The sequence below is a fragment of the Mucilaginibacter sp. 22184 genome (genome assembly GCF_052045695.1).
GTDB lineage: Bacteria > Bacteroidota > Bacteroidia > Sphingobacteriales > Sphingobacteriaceae > Mucilaginibacter.
Window position 1 is genome coordinate 80,475 of record NZ_JBQEPI010000003.1, and the last position, 20,894, is coordinate 101,368.

Consider the following 20,894-nt stretch of genomic DNA (forward strand, 5'->3'; position numbering starts at 1 on the left):
TTGGTAGACTCTAAAGACGGGCGTTAACTACGCTATCAGGTAAAAATGCTTTTAGATCATACGTAACTGCATCCGGCTTGCAAAGTGCCTTGATGTCTATTGCCTTAAATTCTTCGTGAGCAACGGCCAGCAAAACACCATCATATTTGCGTTTTTTTGATTCGCCGTTTTCACATAAGATGCCGTAAGCTCGTTTTGCCTGATCAGCATTTGCCCAGGGGTCATGAATATGCACCTTAACCTTATATTCCTCCAAACGGTGTACAATATCAATCACACGGGTATTACGAACATCGGGGCAATTTTCCTTAAACGTAAATCCTAATACAAGCACGCTTGCGGTGGTAAGCGAAGTGCCTTTACAAATCATTTTTTTTATGAACTGATCAGCAACATAAGCTCCCATGGAATCGTTTATGCGGCGACCGGCCAGTATTATCTCGGGGTGGTAACCGACTTCCTGCGCTTTTTGCGCCAGATAATATGGATCAACGCCTATACAATGCCCACCAACTAGTCCTGGACGAAAATTTAGAAAATTCCATTTGGTACCGGCAGCTTCAAGTACTTTGTGTGTATCAATTCCCAGTTTGTTAAAGATCATAGCAAGCTCGTTGACGAATGCTATATTGATATCGCGTTGTGCATTTTCAATAACTTTTGCAGCTTCGGCCACTTTGATGGAGTCGGCTTTAAACGTACCTGCGGAAATAACAGAACTATAAAGTGCATCTACAATTTCTGCGGTTTTAGCATTGGAGCCTGAAGTAATTTTACGAATGTTGGCTACGGTATGAAGTTTATCCCCTGGGTTAATCCGCTCGGGCGAGTAACCGGCAAAAAAGTCAATATTATAACGGAGTTTTGAAGTTTTTTCAAGTACCGGTACACATTCGTCTTCTGTAACACCTGGATAAACTGTTGACTCATAAATAACAATGTCTCCTTTCTTAAGTATCTTACCAATCAATAAACTGGCATTGATCAGCGGACTCAGGTCGGGTCTGTTATTTTTATCAACCGGAGTAGGTACGGTTACAATATAAATAGAGCAAGCTCTCAGCTTTTCAATTTCACTGGTACAATACAAACCTTTCGGAGTTGTACATTCCAATGTAATTACAGCGTTTAATTTTTTTTCGCTAATTTCCATGGTATGATCCAGCCCTTCTTTAAGCTGATCGATTCGCCTGGAATTAATATCATAACCAAACACCTTGTATTGTTTAGCAAATTCTACTGCTAAGGGAAGGCCAACGTATCCAAGACCTATAATTCCTATTTTACTATTTTGTAGCATTTTTTTTATTCTGATTTAAGTTTTGTATAGCGATATGCTGGAAGGGTATGCGGGTTACCAATGCGCAATGAATATTATCAAAAACCATAAGCACATTTTTACCTTGTATCTGAACAACCTGGCCTGGTTGGTTAACGAATGCGCCTTGTTTTACCAACACGCGGTCGCCTATGGATATGCTTTGAAGGTTAATAACCTCAACATCCTTGTAGATGGCTAGGTTTCTTTTGATCTCTTCAATCACCGTATCACTTACAACCGCGGGATGCTGCATATAATAAACATATCCCATAACACCTAAGCAGTAAAGTACCAATCCTTCTTCACGGAGATTAACCCTGACAAAAACATAGGAGCTAAACAAAGGCACACTCACCTCCTTTTTGCGGTCAGCCCATTGATTTTGAACTTGTTTTAAGGGGCAATAAGATTCTATGCCCTGTCGCTGCAGTAACATGTCGACCTTTTTTTCCCATCGTGGCCGGGTATAAATAACCAGCCATTTTTTTTCATTTAACTGTTTCGGATTCATATATCTGATTTGAAAATAACCGGGGTTTCGGGAGGTTCAATAGCTTCGCCATATCACTTACATGATGCCATTGGTAAACTGATTGCTATTTATTTAGGTCGTTGGCTAAGGCCAATCATGGTAAAGCGTTTTCTGACATCAGGCGAGTTAAGGAATGTTAATTTCTATTTCACCCAATCATATGGCAGCGATGCCGGCTTGGTATAGCTTCGCCATACCACTTACATAGCGCTTCTTTTTAAATATTAAACTTGAATTAGATACCAGGCAATAATTGTTTACTTACTGCCTTTTTCAGCAGCATAACCATAAGCATAAGCCTGACGGTTCTCCTTTTTAGCATCATTAAAAACCACCATCAGGTTTTTAAATTTTCCATTATCATAAACATCCCTCAGAATATCTAACTGATGCGTGTTTGTATAGTTATAACGAACCAGGTAAACACTCAGGTCGGCATATTGCGCTAAACTAAAAGCATCTGCAACAGCACCAACCGGCGATGTATCTATAATTAAATAATCAAATCTTTCTTTTGCCCAATCAAAAAGCATATCCATGCGGTCGTTCATGAGCAATTCTGCAGGATCCTGTGGTAAAGAACCACAGCCCATTACATATAAATTATCAGCATTAGAATACTGTTGGATACAATCATGCAGGTTGTCGGTATCACCCTGCAGATAATCAGTAATACCTTTTTGCTGAAGCATGTTCATTTTTTGTAACAGATCGGGCTTGCGTAAATCAAATTCAAGCATCAATACCCGTTTATTGAGTAATGCGAGCGTTAACCCCAGGTTAATGCTAAAAAATGTTTTACCCTCCCCTTTCATGCAGGAAGTCACCAGCATTACCTGATTGGGTACATCTGGATTTAATACACCCAGATTCGTACGTATATACCTGAACAATTCGGAAATAGTAGAATGTTCTCCTTTTTGTATGACTATTTGATTTTCAACTTCATGATGATTTAATTCTCCCAAAACCCGAACACCCGATATATAACTTAAACTTGAGGGGTCCTTAACCTTTATATTCAACAGTTGCTGTGCGTAAATAAGCAAAGCTGGCAATAGTAAACCAACAATCCCCCCGCATAGGTACAGTAAAGAGGATTTAGGATACTCAGGAACGGAATCATAAGCTGGTTTATCAATAACCTGTGAAGTTGGAATAGTTGCCGATAAAGACAAAGCTGTTTCTTCGCGTTTCTGCAATAAATACTGATACAAGGTTGTTTTAACACTTTGCTCACGGCTGCGCTGTAGAAGCCCGCGTTCCAATGCGGGTACCGAACGGACCCTGGAATCATATTGAGCGGAATTCACTTTCAAATGATCATGCTCGATAGTAAATCCCTGCTCAATATTCGCAAGGTTTTCTTTGATCTTTAAACGAAGGTCGGATATCTGACTACTCAAATTTTCAACAAGAGGGTTACTTAAATTAGCACTGCTCAGCATCCTGTTTCGTTCCAGTTGCAAGTCGTTAAATCGACTGATTAAAGTATTAAGCACAGGATCCTTTAATCCCATAGTGCTTGGAACGACATTAAATTGATTAACTGATTTATCCAAATATCTTTCAATAGACCGAACTATACCAAGCTGCACATCTGATGCCTCAAGCAATTGGTTATATTCGGCAGATTTTGTTAAGTTGAGCTGGGCGCCACTGCCGGCATCCACTGCTCCATTTTGTTGTTTATAAATCTCAATTCCCCCTTCTGCGTTAGAAAGATCCCGCTCCATATCTTTAAGCCGTTTATCAATAAATAAAATGGTATTTACGGCTATAACATTTTTTTTCTCAACGTTTTCGGTGTTGTAAGTATTAATAAGTTTGGTGAGTATATCTACTCCCCTGGAAGGTATTGGATCAGTAAGACTTAAAATAACCGTATTTGATTCTTTTACTACCGGGTTTACGTTTAGTTTTCCAGCACTGTAAGTGGCGGCCAGTTTATATAAATCCTTAAATTGTATTTGTACTGGCCCATATGTGCTTAAAAACGCTGGGCCTTTATCTACTTTAAATACAAAATCGGAATGCTGTATCTGTTGACCATATCGATATACCCACCCTACAATACCCTCCTGTAACAAAAAAGTATAATCTGATATACCTTTTATTTGGAGTTTTTTTAGATAAGCGCCCTTGTTTAGCTTTTTAACAGAAATTTTAAACGGTAATTCATCTGCGTAAAGTTCACGGGTTTTGAACCTCTGTGAATAGAAATAAGATATATCCAGATTAAGGCCTTTTAGTGCTTTATAGATCAAATCCTTGGATCTTAAAATCTCCATTTCATTATCTACAGTTTTGGGCTCTTGAAACATATTAAGATCGCTAAAGGCTGTGGCTTTTAGGATACCATCTCCTTTCTTATCATCAGGTATTAATAAGGTGCTGCTTATTTTATATAAAGGGGTTGCATAGTCCAGATAAAACCACACTACTGCCATACTTATACTCAATGTGATCAAAAATAAATACCATCGTTTTGAATATGGCATAAGCTTTTCCCTGAAATTATCGGGACGTGCAGCTGATTTTGAACTGAAATTTGAAGCCATAATCTAAGATTTTTAATATGGGCAATAGTTATAATGATTCTACCTCTTTAGCAATACAGCAACCAAAACAGCAGCAGCAGATATAGAAGCAATGATCATAGGCATTATCCGGGTATTAGTACTAAATTCAACAGCTTTTGACCGATCAGGCTCAACATATACAATATCGTTCTGCCTGAGATTGAAGTATGGTGAATTCATGGTTTCCTGCTGATTCAGGTTAAGTCTTTTCATGACCTTATGGCCATCTTCATTACGAATGATCAATACATTTTCCCGTTTACCATACACGGTCATATCTCCCGCCATTCCAAGTGCCTCCAGAAGATTGACTTTCTCATCAGTTATGACAAATGTGGAGGGTTTATTTACTTCACCTATTACAGTAATTTTGAAATTAGTGATCTGAACTTCTATCTCCGGATTTTTCACATACTTAACTAATGCAGAGGCGATTCCTTTTTCTGCTTCTTCAACAGTTAGTCCTTCTATCTTATAATCACCTATTAATGGTAAATGTATCGTGCCACTTTTACTTACCCTGTAGCCTTTTAATGACGCATTTGAAGGGTCGTTTTTATTGCCGGCAAACAGGGTGTTAGATTCAGGATTTGAGCTGTTCATCGTAACACTAACAATGTCATTCAGACGGATAACAATATCATTGTTTTGTTCATCTTTTGTAATTGTAGCATTTGCCATGTTACTAAAATAAACCAGGTCTCTTCGGGGTGCACAGGCGCTTATTACAAAAACCAATAAGACGCATATTCTTGATAGTACTTTTATAGTCATGAGTGATAAGTATGAGCGTTTGTTTATCTTGGTTTGATTTACATATCAAATGTATCTATTTGAAAAACAATATAGTGCATGATTTTTATGATTGAATTTCAATTGTAAACTAAGGATATATTTTCACACAAAATGTAAAAATCTACTTGATAAAGTTTACAAAACATGTAAAACTGTTGTAAAAAAACCATAGCAGATCTCGAATAATTTACGGCGATTATTTTTATAAATACGGGCTTTTAGCAAAGCTTTTTTATTTAATAAAAAATAGTTAAATAATCCATCCGTATAGAATCGAATTATTTCAAAATAACGGCAAACTAAATTGGTGAATTGGCAACTGCACCATGAGTTATATATTCAAATAAATGGCACATAAAACCTTGTTTTAAAGATTGTGCCATGCGCATTTTTGGGAAGGAAATAGCTGTTAAAAAAATGCTAAGAATAAATATATTCTTAGCATTTAACGTGGTATTTGCGAGATTAGTTGATAAAGTATATGAGCGATGCTTTTAACAATCACATTAATCTATAATATTTGTAACTCATTCCACCGTAACTGATTTAGCCAGATTACGAGGCTGATCTACATTGCAGCCCCTCAGTACCGCAACATGATAAGCAAGTAACTGTAATGGAATGATGGCCAGAAGAGGTAAAAAAGCCTCATCAGCATCGGGTATTTCAATGCAATAATCAACCATTTTTTCAATCTCTTTATCTCCTGCTGTTACTATGGCAATTACTATTCCTTTACGCGCCTTAACTTCCTGGATGTTACTAATCACTTTCTCATAAGATGAGTTTTTAGTTGCAATAACAACAACTGGCATCTCTTTATCAATTAACGCAATAGGTCCGTGTTTCATTTCAGCAGCCGGATAACCTTCTGCATGAATATAAGATATTTCTTTTAATTTTAAAGCCCCCTCTAAAGCAACAGGAAAACCACTGCCTCTTCCCAGGAACAAGCAATTTCTGGCGTCTTTAATTTTAGCCGCTATATTTTTTATTACATTATTTGTGGCCAAAACTGTTTGTATTTTATCCGGAATACTATCCAATTCTGTTAAAAGACTAGTTAGTTTTGACACAGTCAACATGCCCTTTTGCTGTGCAATATAAAAAGCAAGTAAAGTTAAAACCGTCACCTGTGCAGTAAAAGCCTTAGTTGAGGCCACTCCTATTTCCGGGCCAGCATGTGTATAAACTCCAGCATGCGTAATGCGTGGTATAGAAGAGCCGACTACATTACAAATTCCAAAAATTGTCGCCCCTTTTTCTTTCGCTATTTCTATAGCGGCCATTGTATCGGCAGTCTCACCCGACTGTGATATCGCAATTACAACATCTTTTTCAGTAATAATGGGATTACGATATCTGAATTCAGAAGCATATTCAACTTCAACCGGTATACGGGCGTATTCCTCTATCAAATATTCTCCTGTTAAACCCGCATGCCAGGATGTACCACATGCTATGATGATGATGCGTTCAATATTTTTTAACTTATCTGCATATTCTTTAATACCACCCAATTCTATTTTACCTTCTTCGGCATTGATACGACCACGCATACAATCTCTTACAGAACGTGGCTGTTCGTATATTTCCTTTAACATAAAATGATCGAAGCCGCCCTTTTCAAGCTCCTCGAGCTTTAACTCCAACTCCTGGATCAATGGAGTCTGAATTACATTGTCCAGGCGCTTAACTAATAAAGCATCCCGTTTTATCAATGCTATTTCATTATCCTTTAAATAAATAACATTCTTAATGTATTCTACAATTGGCGTTGCATCAGATGCAATAAAGTATTCTCCCTCACCTATACCGATAACCAGGGGACTACCTTTTCTGGCTGCAATTAACTGATCCGGATTTTCCCGATCCATAATAACAATAGCATATGCACCAATTACAGTATTCAAAGCCAGGCGAACAGCTTCCAGCAGATCTATTTGTTCAATCCCTTGTATCTCCTCTATCAAATGAATTAACACCTCTGTGTCTGTATCACTTTCGAATTGATGACCACGATTAAGCAGTTCCTCTTTAAGCGTAGCATAATTTTCAATTATACCGTTGTGAATAATATATAAACGTTTGTCATTAGAACTATGTGGATGTGAATTAATGTCTGAAGGTTCTCCATGTGTTGCCCATCGGGTATGCCCCATGGCTACTCTTCCGCTTCTATCCTGGTTTCTTGTAAAGTCCTCCAAAAAAGCCACTTTCCCTGCTTTCTTGTAAATACTAAATCCATTATCATTTATAATGGAAATACCTGCGCTATCATAACCGCGGTATTCTAATCTTTTTAAACCTTTAACTACAATGGGCCATGCTTCACGGAACCCGATATAACCTACAATTCCACACATAAGGGTTGGTTGTTTTTATTGTTAAAAAAAACTAAATATCCCTACCTTTTATGAGCTTTGTTGTGATCCTTATCACTATTAATAATGAGATTGATCACATCGATTTTTATGTGTATATGAGTATTAATACCTGCCGGCTATTGTTTCGCGATTACCAACGAGGTCCACGTATGCACCTGCCTGGGGTAAAAATTGGGGCAAAGGGTTTGCCGATGCCCAGGTCGGCTCCAGTTACTATAGCCATTTTCGGGTTAATATATAAACTGTAAAAATGATACCTGTTGTACAATCAGGTGACAAATAGCCTGTAAAATAACACTATATGTACCTAAATTCCGACCAAGATCATTTCTATTCTGCGCCCTTATCTCCAACTTTCAATAGAAAGTATTAACAGGAGTAAATCCATAAAAACAAAACGATGGTAAAAGATAAAACATGGATCAACGGATTAACTGCTATGATCATCTTTGCGATCATCATCGTAATCATGATCATTTCCGCGCATAGCCTGTACGGATAACTCAATCTTTTTTCTATGGCGTTCGGATACGGAATTAACAGACTTTGGCACGATAAGATCGCTCAAAGCAAAGAACACAGCCCCAATGGGTCTGTTTTCTTTGCTGATCAGTGAGATCTCAGGTAAGCATGGTTTTCATCGCATCAAACAACACCTCAGGATTATGCCCACCGTGGTACATGGGCACAGGCTCTTTGTCGAGCTTCAACAGCTTGTATACCGCCGTCTGTGCCGTCCTGACTGAGTATTCGACGGTAAATACCGTATCATCCGGCACTTCGGCAAACTGCCCGATAAAAGCCAGATTTACCGAATCATCAGGAACCACTTCCGGGCGGTCACCTTGAGCACGCGTCAGGAATTCGCTGGTAATATAAGGCAGCATGCATGGGATACAGTTACATGTGTTGAGAATCTGCTCTTTGGCATGATCAAACCGTAAATGGGAAAGCAATTCCATCATGATTTCTGCCCCTGTGCAATCCGCCATTTTCTTTGGCACAAAATTACCGACCTGGTCCGGGAACAAACCATAACCCCAAAATACGGTTACGCCATCTGGCTGACCAATAAAATGCGGCTGATAAGCCAGCACAATGGACATCAGCCAATTAGAATCTTTAAAAGTGACCAGCGCACCGGTACCTGCAGGGTTACCTGAAAATTCTTCCATCAGGTCAAAGAACTGTGAGCCCTGACAAGTCACAGTGAAAGACTCCCATTTGGACTCCTCCACCCGGTTGTCAAATACAAAGGGGCGACCAAATTCTGAGCTATGCTGGGCTATTTGTTCCCACAATCTCCAACTGCCATCTTTTTTACCGGTTATTAGTTTTGGCGGCGAATGCATCGTGCCCAAACTGGAATCCGCCGTCATTGAGCCGATGGTCACCAGCACGAAATCTTTTGATGTAGTGCTGATTTCCAGTTCCTGTTGATTTTGGGTATAATGTATGCGTTCAACGGCTTTTTTTTCATTCTTATCCCGGAAATCAAGAGCAGTCACCTGAACACCCGTTTCAAACCTGACACCTCGTTTTTTCAGCCAGCGAATCAATGGTTTAGCCAGGGAATCAAACTGGTTATAAGGCGTCCGATCTACCCCAGCAAGTGTATTGATGCGGCTGAACTCATGCAGGAACCTGTGGAGATATCGTTTAAATTCCACTGCACTATGCCAGGGCTGGAACGCAAACATGGTATCCCACATAAACCAGAAGTTGGTTTTAAAAAAAGCGGGATCGAACCATTCGTCAATCCGCCGGGTCCCCAGGTAACTTTCGGTTACGGCCATTATTTCCATCAAATCCAGGCGATCTTTATTACTGAATCCCATAGAAGACACATCGATGATGCTGCCGCCTTCTACTACACGTGCACCGGCATGTGTTTTAATCTTTTTATTGAACGCGTTAATCTCTTCCAAAACGGTCACATCCGGATCCGTCAGTGAAGGAATAAAAGAGAACAGGTCATAAGTGCAGTGATAGCTGAAGTTAAGCATTCTCCCACCGCGCAGTACGTACCCATTTTCAGGTGTTCCTCCGCCGTCCAGACTCCCCCCTGCAATGTTCATTTCTTCAAAGATCGTAATCTGATCCGCAGGGATTTCTCCATCACGTATAAAATAGGCCGCAGCGGCCAGCGAGGCTATACCACCACCCACCAGGTAAACCTGGGGATGTTTTCCGATACCATTTGTATTCTTCATTTGTTAAAATTTTAATTAATGTTTCTGTTTTTTCTGTTTTTCAAGATTTTTAAAATAGCCGCGCAGCAAGAAGTTATGTTTTAAGGCTTCCATATTCTGGTTAAACCCTGCAGTGCCGTCCTGGATGTTTTTCATGGTAGTTCTCAGCTGCCCAGCCACCACCGAATCTTTGAGCAGTACATACAAGGAGCCGTTTTTCGAGGAAAGATCCTGGTTAACATTATTGATCAGCGTATTCAACCGAATAGTCGCCTGGTTGGTATTATCACTGACCATCCTGACCTTTTGCATCGTGTTATTCAAATTCCCGGCAAAGACGGTATCGGTCAATAAGAGCCCCGCTGTACCTTTTCCCTCTTTGACCCCTTTCACTAAAAGATTCAGGTTTGTGGCCATATCCCTGGCATCCGCTGTTGCCTGGTGAATATTGCCTAAAGATGACCGGAGGCCAACGCCAAGCTCCTGATCATTCAGCACCTCGAATATTTTGCTCTGGTTGATGCGGACCACTGTATTTTTTAATTCTTCCGAGATCAATGCAATATTATTATTGGTCTTATCAAGCGTCTGCAGCATGGCATCGGTATTTACAGCTTTCCGGGTTTGCAGGTAATCGCCTTTGTTGATAGCCCCTCTTTTACCCCTTCCAGGTTGAATATTAATGACCTTGTTTCCCATCAGACCTTCGGTCCCGATCGTTGCAATGGCATCCTGATGTATAAATGCGCTCACTTTAGGGTCGATCGATAAGGTCACCTCGATGGCCGTGTCGTTAAGCAATTCGATATTTTTTACCGTTCCAGCCTGGATCCCGGAATACAGCACATTATTCCCGGCTATTAATCCATTCAGATTTGAAAAGCGCACTTTCACTTCATAATCAACACCAAACAGGTTGTGATTCTTCCCGATCATATAAAAAGAAAAGATGAGCACCAGCAGTCCTGCCAGCGTAAATACGCCCAATTTTATATTATTTTCTCCCTTGTTTGTCATGGTGTTTTACTCAAAAAACTGTTTAATATTTTCATCAGCGGCATCCTCCAATTCCTGATAGGTACCTTCAGTATAGCACTTTCCGTCCAGTAGTAAAACCACCCGGTCAGCTGTGTTTTTAACACAGTTCATATCGTGTGATATAATAATGGAAGCTGTGTGGTATTTTTTCTGGAGAGCTATAATGAGATTGTCGATCTCCCTGGCCGTCACAGGGTCCAGCCCAGTCGTCGGCTCATCATACAAAATGATCTCTGGTTTAAGAATTAGTGTACGGGCGAGTGCCACTCTTTTCAGCATACCTCCCGAAAGTTCAGCGGGCATCATATCTGCGGTATGTGGCAAGCCTACATTTGCAAGGGCTTCCTTCACCAATGTGTCCACCGCTGCCTGCGGCAGCTTGATCCACTGTCTCCGGAGAGAGAACTCCAGATTTTCTCTGACCGTCATGGAATCATAGAGGGCATTTCCCTGGAAAAGAAAACCAATTTTTGTTCTGATATTATCCAGGTCTTCATGATCTAATTCAGGTACATTTTTACCCAGAACCATGATCGTTCCACTATCCGGCTTTAAAAGCCCGATGACACATTTGATCAAAACGGATTTTCCCGCTCCTGATTTGCCAAGCACCACCACGTTTTCATTCCGGTACACTTTGAGGTTAAAATCATCCAGCACGACATTTTCTCCAAATCTTTTACAGAGATGTGCGATCTCGATGACCGTTTCCCGATCTCCTCGTATCTTTTTTTCTGACATTGATGATGCGGTTGACGTTTCCATAACTATTAATTTAGTCCCAGAACATCCGTGAGCTGCACAGCCAGCAGGTCAATGATAAATATCAGTACTGAAGCCAGCACAACGGCTGTATTGGCTGAACTTCCTACACCACGGGTGCCTTTACTGGAGTTATAGCCCTTGTAGCATCCGACAATACCAACCGCAAACCCAAAAAAAAAGGTTTTGATCACCGCCGGTGTAAGGTCACCAAAGCTCAGGCTGTCAAACACCTGGGTAAAAAACAGTCGAACACTCGTTACCGATCGAATATTGACCCCGACATAAGCGCCAAACAGGGAGATCGCATCACTAAGTATGGTTAGAATGGGTAACATTAAAGTTGCTGCCAGTACTCTTGTGGCTACTAAATATTTAAAGGGATTGGTGCCGCTTACTTCCATGGCATCAATCTGTTCGGTTACCTTCATAGAGCCTAACTCGGCACCAATACTACTGCCGATCTTACCGGCAAAGATCAAAGCGGTAATCACCGGGCCAATCTCCCGGACAATAGCGATACCGACCATCACTGGCAGCTCAGACTCTACGCCATAGCTGACCAAGGAAGGCCTTAACTGCATGGTCAGCACAAGTCCCATAATAAATCCGGTCAGGCCGATCAATGGCAGGGACTGGTAGCCAATGAAATAACATTGGACCAGCAGCTCCTTTACTTCAAAACGAGGTTTCAGCCCCGTAGAAAAAAAACGCCCTGTAAATCTGTTTATCTGACCAGTTTCTTTAAAGAAGTCCAGTATGTGGTCAGCAAAAGCCCAACGAGTTTTATCTATGCTATCCATGTTAAACAGGGTCTGAATTTTATTTAAAAGTACAAGCCCTGCTTTTGCCGGCGAATGATGAGCATCATCTATGTTTATGACCTCCATCATTAAGTCTGTGTGCCTGCAATTACTTGGGAGAAAACTGCTCATCAAAAAGCCCAGGTCAACGGCCATCTCCTGGCCGCCAACCGAAGCTCAAATAATCTGTATACTCCTGATAAAGGTCTTTATCTTGCCACTTCCGATTTTCCTCTTCGATGATGTTCTGAAAGTTCATCCTTGATCCTCTTTATCTTCAAAGACAACCAGATCCGGAAGACACCGGCAAGCAGGAAAGCCATCCCGGTCCAGAAAATCAGGTTCTCTATTCCAAAAGCAGGATAGGCCAGGACAAGCAGAGCAAAAACAATAATAGATACGGCTGTAAATAAAAGCAATTTCCAGTCCCGAAAGCCGAAGGAGCGCATATCCAGTGCATTGGCAACCGCCATGATTCCCCGGAAAAGTGTCCAGAAACCCACAATCAAGGGCAGGATGACCATAGTGATCAGTGGATAGCGCCATAAATAACCGCCGATAAACAAGTCAACCAGACCGCCGGCAAACGCCCAGCCCCAGCCATAAATTGATTTGTAGTTAATTAACGAGAACGTGACCTCAAATGCTCCGGCCCCCATCATACAAAAGGCAAATGCCCAGCTAAGTGAAAGATAGGATTCAAAAGGAGATGCTATAACCCAGACACCCATACCAATCAGAAGAAGTCCGGCAAATAACATGAGCCACCAGCGGTTGATCATGTTACGCACAATATTAAAAGGCAAAGTTTCCATTTTGTAATGATGTTAGTTTAATTTCAGCTATCCTGGCAGATGAGTTGTAGTGTTTTTATTTATGAATGTTGTTTAAGTTTTCAATTCTGGTGGGATGGTCCTCTGTTTTGTGCGATTGGAATAGTGGAGAGAGCGTATCATTGATATTGTTAATACCATTGATGAGCGCGTCTGGGTTAAATGAAATACTGTCAATTCCTGCATTTACGATGATTTCGGTAAATTCTTTGGAATCACTTGGTGCCTGCCCACAAAGTCCAACCTTCCGCTGCAGTTGATTGGCCTTTTGAATCATCAAAACGATCAATTTCTTGCTGGCCGCATTTTGCTCATCAAATAAGCCCGCAATTACGGAGGAATCCCTGTCGATACCCAGTGTTAATTGCGTAAGATCATTGGATCCGATGGAAAAACCATCAAAAACCGAGGCGAACTCTTCGGCCAGCAGAACATTACTGGGTATTTCTGCCATTACAAAGATCTCCAATCCATTAACACCCTTTGTCAGTCCATTCTTTTGCATCTCGGCCAGAACCTTTTTACCTTCCTCAAGCGTACGGCAAAAAGGGATCATCAATTTAACATTGGTAAAGCCCATATTATCCCTGACCTTCTTCATAGCCTCACATTCCAAACGGAAGCCCTCCCGGTAACGTTCATGGGTATAACGTGAAGCTCCCCTGAACCCTATCATCGGGTTTTCTTCTTTCGGTTCAAAGTATTTGCCGCCGATCAAACCGGCATATTCATTGGTCTTGAAATCGCTCATTCTAACGACAACTTCTTTCGGATAAAAAGCCGCAGCTATGGTTGCTACGCTCTGGGCCAGCCGGTCAACAAAATAACAGGTCTTATCCGTATAGGCTGAGGTCAGATGCTCGATCTTTAATCGGTCCGTCTCGTCAGTAACACGGTCAAAATTGATCAATGCCATCGGGTGCACCTGTACGGCATGCGAAATAATGAATTCCAGCCGCATCAGCCCGACACCATGATTAGGATAAAATGACAGCTGGAATGCCTGCTCCGGATCACCGACGATCAGCTGTGCTCTGGGATGTTCCGGCAGATGAATTTTCTCTATATCCGTTATTGTTTCATTCCAGTTCAATTTACCGCGATAAACAGTACCAGTCTTGCCCTCAGCACAGCAGACGGTGATCTCTTCACCATCTTTGATATTCACAGTCGCATTTTCAGTACCGACAATAGCCACGGCACCCAGTTCACGGGCGATAATGGCCGCGTGGCTGGTTCTGCCACCTTTATTAGTGACAATCCCGGCTACTTTTTTGAGAATAGGATCCCAATCCGGGCTGGTTGTATCCGTGACAAGAATATCGCCAGGGTTCAATTTAAAAGCATCAGATGGCGAACTTAACAAGCGTGCAAATCCGCTTGTGATCTGACGCCCCACCGCAGCTCCCGTTGTGAGTGTTTCGCCTCTTTCAGCAATAGCGCAGGTTTTGATCTGTAACACTTTTTGCCGGCTGTGTACGGTTTCCGGCCTGGCCTGTATGATATAAAGCTGGTGGTTCTCCCCGTCTTTGGCCCATTCAAAGTCCATGGGTTTTTGGTAATAATCTTCGATGATCAGCGCCCAACGAGCCAGCTGTTCGATTTCCGCGTCGTTCAGAACAAATTTCCCTCTCAGTTCCCAGGGCGTATCCTGATTGATTGTTGTACGATGTTCGTCCCCGTCCTGTGCATAAACCAGCATTTTACTTTTGCTGCCTAATTTTTTCTGTATGATCGCCTCTTCGTTGTTTTTCAAAGTAGGCTTAAACACCATAAACTCATCCGGGACAACGGCACCCTGTACCATATTTTCACCCAAACCCCAAACGCCAGCCAGGTGCACCACATCGCGAAAACCGGATTCCGGTTCCAGGGTAAAGCCAACTCCTGAGCAGCCCAAGTCTGAACGAACCATGAGCTGAATACCCACAGCGAGGAACACTTTAGCATGATCAAAGCCTTTGTCTTCCCGGTATTTAATGGCACGATCAGTGTATAGCGATGCGAAACACTGTTTTACGGCGTAGATGATCGCCCAATGCCCCTGTATATTTAAATAGGAATCATGCTGACCGGCGAAACTGGCATCCGGGAGGTCCTCGGCTGTGGCGCTGCTGCGTACGGCTACTGACGGGTCCGAAAAACGAAACACGTAGTCATAAGCGTCGATAATGGCTATCTGGAGATCTTGGGGCATTTCCGCTTCCATCATCAATTTCCTGGCTTTAGCCCCAATCCGGGAAAGATTGTTAAAATTATCCCGGTCGAGCTCCTGAAGTATATCCTGCAAGCGCTGTTCCAACTCATTACGCTTTATAAAATACCGGTAAGCCGCAGCGGTAACCGTAAAGCCGTCCGGGATCTGCACTCCTGTAGCTGCTAAATGCGTAAACATTTCTCCGATGGAGGCATTTTTGCCGCCCACCTCTGCGATATCCCGTAAATCGGTTTCACTGAATTTTTTTATAAAGGATTCCATATGTATTAGTATAAATGGTTAGAAAAAGGCTTACTTGTTTATCCAGTATAACAGACTGGTCATTCGTTTTAATACAGAGCTAATTTCTCTTTAAAGACCAGCTTAAATAATGACCTAAGTCAATACCCCAGGTGATCCTGCGCATTCCGCGAAAACACGTTCATACCCATTTATTGGTCATCTTCTCTGCGGTAGCATCACAACAAAAAATGCTGACGGTCATTTTTTTGGTGAGAAAAGCTGCCTATCCTTGACCTATGAAACAGATCAGTATAAAACACTTGAATTTCGCGCACAACGCGTGGTTGAGAGGTCTCGAATTCTATCAACTTGAATTGGATTTCCTAGAGGAAAGACTGGAAGAAATTGCGGCAGACAATACAGGTAAAGCCGTATCCAAAAAAGTGGAACACTTCCAAAATCAGTTCATCATTCATCGCGATTACCTGGATGGCTTGAAACACCGCATTCACGAGAACATGAAAGTCCTTCAATATGAAATGGCCGGATCAGACGGTCATGTTAACCGGGATGCTGTGGCCATTTATAACCAGTTAGCCGAAGACTATTTCACGGAAGATCAGCTTTTCATGGCATTGCGGCATGAATTCAACCGGTTTGCTGCCGAATGGATGTAAAATGCAAAGCCCTTCGTTGTGATCAATCACATCCCGTGTTCAAGCCAGGTTCTTACAAGACACCCGGCTTTTTTCATTAGATCTCTTTTCAAAAAAGAAATGCTGGACTCATAAAAAAGCCGCGGAAATTAAGTTTTCCGCGGCTTTCATGATATTTTGGTAGTTTACCTTTCTTCCATACCTGCCGGGATCACCAACATCGGTATCTGCTGGCGTTTTAACTGCTCACTGGTATGGCTTCCCTTAAATACCCGGTTCAAAAAACTATGCCGATCATGAACCAGGACAAGCAAATCAGAACCGTTCTCTTCGCAATGTCTATTCAACCGGTTCGACAAATCCTTACCGGAGATGTTCTGGTATGATATATTAGGATACCGGTATTTTTTCACGCGAGTGGAAAACTTATTTCTCATTTCTATTTCACGGGTATCATCATGGCCCCAAAGAGACACATGCAGGATTTCCAGGTGAAAACCAAAAAGGCGGCCGAGCCTGGTGAGATAATGTACCGCATGCAGATCGCCTTCATCAAAGTCGCAGGCGATGGTAACCTTTTTAATGTTTTGAAGGTCGGCGTGCTCGGGAATAATTAAGACCGGCCGATCTGTTTGATTGATCACTGTGCTGGTGTCACTACCGATCAGCAAATGCTGCATGGTTGTCCCAGAGCGGGATCCCATTATGATGAGCTCAATGTCTTTTCGTTCCAACAGGAGCTTCAGCTGATACTCCAAACTTCCCTCCTCCCGCTGGCAATTGATGCTTGCCCGATGCCCCCTTCGCGGCACTTCCTCAATAAGTTTTTCCAGGTTCTCCTTCAGATAAGTAATCTTCTCCTTGCTTTCATCCACCCAGATCATACGCTCCGCCGCATAAGGTGTACCGCCAAATTCTGATAGAACAGGCTGGCTGACAAATGTGTTAAATAATAAAATATTCGCATTTAATTTTGCGCTCAGCGAAACAGCTGCGGCTGCGGCATGATTCGCATTATCCGTATAGTCGGTTAGTACCAGAATCTTTCTCATGATCAAAATTTGTTAAAACATTAAACTTTTGTTTTTCCTCTTTACACAAGGTAACATAACAAATATGACCAATCATCTGCCCGCATCCCATGACCGAAGTCATCCCAGATTTTGATTGATGGCACATTTAGGAAAAGTAAATCAGGTTTTAAATCCCAGAACCTTTTCTATAACTGAAAACAAATCTTTATCGTCGTAGGGTTTGACCAGGTAATTACAATGTCCTATAGAAAATGCCTTTTCAATATGAGATCTTTCAGACATCGCAGATGTAAAAATGAAAGGAATATGCCGGGTATTATCATTAAGAAGCAGCAATTCAAAAACTTCAAACCCATCCATTCCCCTCATGATCACATCACTGATGATCAGGTCAGGTTGATGAAGCATGGCCATGCTGATCCCATCCGGGCCGTTATCGGCAACAATAACATGATAGCCTTCGAGTTCAAGGAGTTCTGTTGTATTCTCCCTGATATCGATGTTATCTTCAATAAATAATATCGTTGTGGGCATTGTAGAAATTATTTATCAAATGATCAATTTTTAAAAAACTTCCCAAAAAGCGAAATAAATATAAAACTATTTTATCATGTTACATATGGTTGTTTAAAGATGGCCTGGTAACTTATCCATCCCCGAAGTCACATCCTAATAAAAGATCTTTTTTATTAGGATGTGTATATAATTATTATCTTGAACTATGCTTGGAATTGGAGTGGTATTATCCGGAGGAGGGGCACGAGGTATCGCCCATTTAGGTGTCCTGCAAGGGCTCGGGGAAATCGGTATCCGGCCGGATATTATTTCCGGGGTAAGTGCAGGTGCGCTGACAGGCGCTTTATATGCGGCAGGGCACTCTCCTGAGTATATTTTAGCACTGGTTAAATCCCACACCTCATCCAGTTTGGTCAGGATGATCTTATCTCCTTCCGGACTTTTCTCTCCTTCCGGTCTTGGAAAACTATTAAGGGAAACTATCCCGCATAATAACTTTGACCAATTATCCATCCCTTTATACGTTACTGCCACAGACATCGGAACCGGCGAATCCGTTACCTTTTCTGAAGGAGAATTGCATCCTGTTCTTATAGGCACATCGTCCATACCCGGCATGTTCACACCGGTAAAATTTGTTCAGCGTTACCTGATAGATGGCGGTGTCCGGGACAACCTGCCGGTGCATTGCATCAGAAATAAATGTCGTAAGATACTTGGCAGTCATGTAAATAAACTTTACCACGATCACCCGGAGCAACTGGGAAGACTCCAGGTGCTGGAAAAAAGCTTTCACCTTGCCGTGGCCAATACCGTTGCCGAATACGCCCGGCTGTGTGATCTTTTTCTGGAACCGGAGCTAAAGGGCCATCAGATGTTCGAAATGAGACATGTTGATCAGCTATTCAAAGCCGGGTATGATGCCGTTTTGGAAAAGAAGGAATTATTGAAAGCATGGGTTGAACCGAAGATGTAAACATAGATGGGATTTTATTTTATCAAACGAAAACAGGGACCGTTTTTTGGAGACAGCCCTGAAAAAATAATGCATTCAATTCTTTACATTAACATACCTTCCGGCTCTTCGACCTTTAGTTTGCTTTCTACGCTGTACACCCCGGGAGCACAGCCCATACTACATTTTCCGCTTCATCTTTTTCCGTTAGCGTACTTACACGCTCAGTAAGTATTACCTTGCTTCCATTAACCGCTACCCTCACCCTTCCGGCGTCGATGTTGGCCTTGCGACGAAATGCTGCGCCGATCTTTTGTTCCAGTTCAAATGCGGAAATCTTCGGCTTAACTTCAATCAGGTTAATGATGGAACGTACCCCTGCGAGATTGTCGACGGCTATTTTAGCATTATTACGTTGAAAGGCCCATTCGGCCTCGCTCTGTAGGGTAACAATACCATTCTCAACCTTTATCTTTATCTTTTCTTCCTGTACTGCAGTATTCCATTTCAGAGCTTTTGTGTTATCATTCGAGAATTTCATTAAGTATTGGCAATAAGTACTTTAGATCAAAAACACAATCTTAAATGATTCCGATCATTTGAAAATTGTATAAAACATGGCTATTGCAGCGGCTCCCATAGCCAAAAATGTAAACCAAAGAAACGAGCTGGACAACAGACCATTTTTATAGTCCCCCATGATCTTTTTATTGCCGGAAATCCTGACTATTAAAAACAGTAGAGGTACCGCGGCAACCCCATTTAATACCGCAGCGTAAACCAGTGCCTTCACCGGGTCGATCCCAATAAAATTAATCAGCAATCCAATCAGAGTGGCCATGCAAATAACGAGGTAAAAAGCTTTGGCACGATCCCACTTGAGATTCAGACCTGAATCCCAGGCAAATGCTTCACAAACGGCATAAGCGGCTGAGCCCGATAAAACAGGTATCGCCAACAGACCTAACCCAATAACCCCTATCGAAAAAATCAGTTTGGCCAGGAAGCCTGCATGAGGAAAGCTGTGCACCAGCGGCTCTAATGCCTTCGCAGCATCTGCAGCCGTCTTGATATCGGTATACCATTTTGGTGCAAAACCGTTCCGCCAACTATAATGATGCTCCAGGTAGCAAATTCAGAAAACAACATACCTGAACTGTTATCAATGCGCATATTTCTAATAGCGGCCTTACTGACGACAGGCAACTCATTCACAAATTTGTTGTGCTCTTTTTCCTCTTCGACCTCCTGCGACGCCTCCCAAAAGAACATATAGGGAGATATCGTGGTACCTAAAACACCGGTGATGATAAAAAGGAAACTAAAGGTAAACTCAAAATGTGGAATAAAGGTTGCCCTCATCACTGTAGCCCAGGGCTGATGCACAATAAACAACGTTATAGGGTATGCCAACAAAGTCAGCGCCAGCCATTTTAAAATTCTGGAATAAGTGTGGTAATTGGTAAATATCTCTAATAAAAGGATAATAATCGTAAAGAATAAGGTTAGTATCACAAAAGGGACCGGCACCAAGAGTTGTGCTGCAGATGCCATCGCGCCAATATCAGCACCGATATTGATCACATTAGCAACGAGTACCAAAGACACAACCCCATACAATACTGCTTTGTTATAGTGCAGTTTAACGACTGAGGCAATACCCCTGCCGGTCACCATGCCTATACGCGCGCAGGCCTCCTGAACGGTGATCATAAATGTTAGCATGTATAATGCAGTCCATAATTGTCCATAGCCAAACTGAGCTCCCGTTTGAGAATAGGTAGCAATACCTGAGGGATCATCATCAGCAGCACCCGTAGTAAGGCCGGGTCCCAAAATCCGCAAGAATCGACTTAGCTTGTTTCTTGGTCTTTTAGTAATCGGCTTTAGATTCATTTAACTTTATGCTTTTCGATAAAGTTATAGCTTAAATGTTTCGTAAATGATGAGATCAGTCACAAAAGAAAATGAGGCTAATCATTATTTCATAGCTATATAAATCCACCTAAAACTAACAGTCCTAATTCTTATCCCATGCTTGATTTCTA

General features: G+C 41.8%; 16 protein-coding genes and 1 pseudogene. 2 read left to right on the forward strand and 15 right to left on the reverse strand.

Features of this window, described 5'->3' with window-relative positions:
- Positions 1-10: 10 nt before the first annotated feature.
- The 11 genes from ACTJKG_RS07840 to ppsA form a co-directional block, all read right to left on the reverse strand.
- The gene (locus ACTJKG_RS07840) at positions 11-1,300 is read right to left on the reverse strand and encodes a nucleotide sugar dehydrogenase (protein WP_440738878.1); all 1,290 of its coding nucleotides are present in this window, start codon (positions 1,298-1,300) and stop codon (positions 11-13) included.
- The gene (locus ACTJKG_RS07845; RefSeq protein WP_440738879.1) at positions 1,287-1,832 is read right to left on the reverse strand and encodes a UpxY family transcription antiterminator; all 546 of its coding nucleotides are present in this window, start codon (positions 1,830-1,832) and stop codon (positions 1,287-1,289) included. The genes ACTJKG_RS07840 and ACTJKG_RS07845 overlap by 14 nt, the downstream gene beginning before the upstream one ends.
- Before the next feature lie 278 nt (positions 1,833-2,110).
- On the reverse strand, positions 2,111-4,414 hold the full coding sequence (locus ACTJKG_RS07850; RefSeq protein ID WP_440738880.1) for a GumC family protein: 2,304 nt from the start codon (positions 4,412-4,414) through the stop codon (positions 2,111-2,113).
- A 39-nt stretch (positions 4,415-4,453) separates the two neighbouring features.
- The gene (locus ACTJKG_RS07855; RefSeq protein ID WP_440738881.1) at positions 4,454-5,116 is read right to left on the reverse strand and encodes a polysaccharide biosynthesis/export family protein; all 663 of its coding nucleotides are present in this window, start codon (positions 5,114-5,116) and stop codon (positions 4,454-4,456) included.
- Between the two features lie 641 nt (positions 5,117-5,757).
- Positions 5,758-7,596, reverse strand: a complete 1,839-nt coding sequence (gene glmS / locus ACTJKG_RS07860) for a glutamine--fructose-6-phosphate transaminase (isomerizing) (protein WP_440738882.1) — start codon at positions 7,594-7,596, stop codon at positions 5,758-5,760.
- A gap of 641 nt (positions 7,597-8,237) precedes the next feature.
- Positions 8,238-9,830: an oleate hydratase gene (locus ACTJKG_RS07865; RefSeq protein WP_440738883.1), complete on the reverse strand. Its 1,593-nt coding sequence runs from the start codon at positions 9,828-9,830 to the stop codon at positions 8,238-8,240.
- 15 nt (positions 9,831-9,845) lie between these two features.
- Complete coding sequence (locus tag ACTJKG_RS07870; protein WP_440738884.1) at positions 9,846-10,826, reverse strand: MlaD family protein; 981 nt, start codon at positions 10,824-10,826, stop codon at positions 9,846-9,848.
- Positions 10,827-10,832: 6 nt separating this feature from the next.
- Positions 10,833-11,612: an ABC transporter ATP-binding protein gene (locus ACTJKG_RS07875; protein ID WP_440738885.1), complete on the reverse strand. Its 780-nt coding sequence runs from the start codon at positions 11,610-11,612 to the stop codon at positions 10,833-10,835.
- A 5-nt stretch (positions 11,613-11,617) separates the two neighbouring features.
- On the reverse strand, positions 11,618-12,412 hold the full coding sequence (locus ACTJKG_RS07880; RefSeq protein WP_440739105.1) for an MlaE family ABC transporter permease: 795 nt from the start codon (positions 12,410-12,412) through the stop codon (positions 11,618-11,620).
- 209 nt (positions 12,413-12,621) lie between these two features.
- Positions 12,622-13,227 (reverse strand): HdeD family acid-resistance protein, encoded by a 606-nt coding sequence (locus ACTJKG_RS07885; RefSeq protein ID WP_440738886.1) that lies wholly within the window; start codon positions 13,225-13,227, stop codon positions 12,622-12,624.
- Positions 13,228-13,282: 55 nt separating this feature from the next.
- Positions 13,283-15,724: a phosphoenolpyruvate synthase gene (gene ppsA / locus ACTJKG_RS07890; protein ID WP_440738887.1), complete on the reverse strand. Its 2,442-nt coding sequence runs from the start codon at positions 15,722-15,724 to the stop codon at positions 13,283-13,285.
- Positions 15,725-16,059: 335 nt separating this feature from the next.
- On the opposite strand from ppsA, the gene ACTJKG_RS07895 reads away from it, so the two are divergent.
- Positions 16,060-16,362, forward strand: a complete 303-nt coding sequence (locus tag ACTJKG_RS07895; protein WP_440738888.1) for a hypothetical protein — start codon at positions 16,060-16,062, stop codon at positions 16,360-16,362.
- A gap of 164 nt (positions 16,363-16,526) precedes the next feature.
- Here the strand turns inward: ACTJKG_RS07895 and ACTJKG_RS07900 are convergent, their stop codons facing one another.
- Positions 16,527-17,393: a universal stress protein gene (locus tag ACTJKG_RS07900; RefSeq protein ID WP_440738889.1), complete on the reverse strand. Its 867-nt coding sequence runs from the start codon at positions 17,391-17,393 to the stop codon at positions 16,527-16,529.
- A gap of 141 nt (positions 17,394-17,534) precedes the next feature.
- Entirely contained in the window at positions 17,535-17,909 is a 375-nt protein-coding gene (locus ACTJKG_RS07905) for a response regulator (RefSeq protein ID WP_440738890.1), read from the reverse strand.
- A gap of 187 nt (positions 17,910-18,096) precedes the next feature.
- On the opposite strand from ACTJKG_RS07905, the gene ACTJKG_RS07910 reads away from it, so the two are divergent.
- Positions 18,097-18,867 carry a patatin-like phospholipase family protein gene (locus ACTJKG_RS07910; protein WP_440738891.1) on the forward strand — a complete coding sequence of 257 codons (771 nt, stop codon included), beginning with the start codon at positions 18,097-18,099 and terminating at the stop codon, positions 18,865-18,867.
- A 127-nt stretch (positions 18,868-18,994) separates the two neighbouring features.
- On the opposite strand, the gene ACTJKG_RS07915 is transcribed toward ACTJKG_RS07910, so the two are convergent.
- Together ACTJKG_RS07915 and ACTJKG_RS07920 are read right to left on the reverse strand one after the other, a co-directional pair.
- Positions 18,995-19,387, reverse strand: coding sequence for a BON domain-containing protein (locus tag ACTJKG_RS07915; protein ID WP_440738892.1), 393 nt, complete (start codon positions 19,385-19,387; stop codon positions 18,995-18,997).
- 54 nt (positions 19,388-19,441) lie between these two features.
- Positions 19,442-20,742: pseudogene (locus tag ACTJKG_RS07920) on the reverse strand (NRAMP family divalent metal transporter).
- Positions 20,743-20,894: the final 152 nt, after the last annotated feature.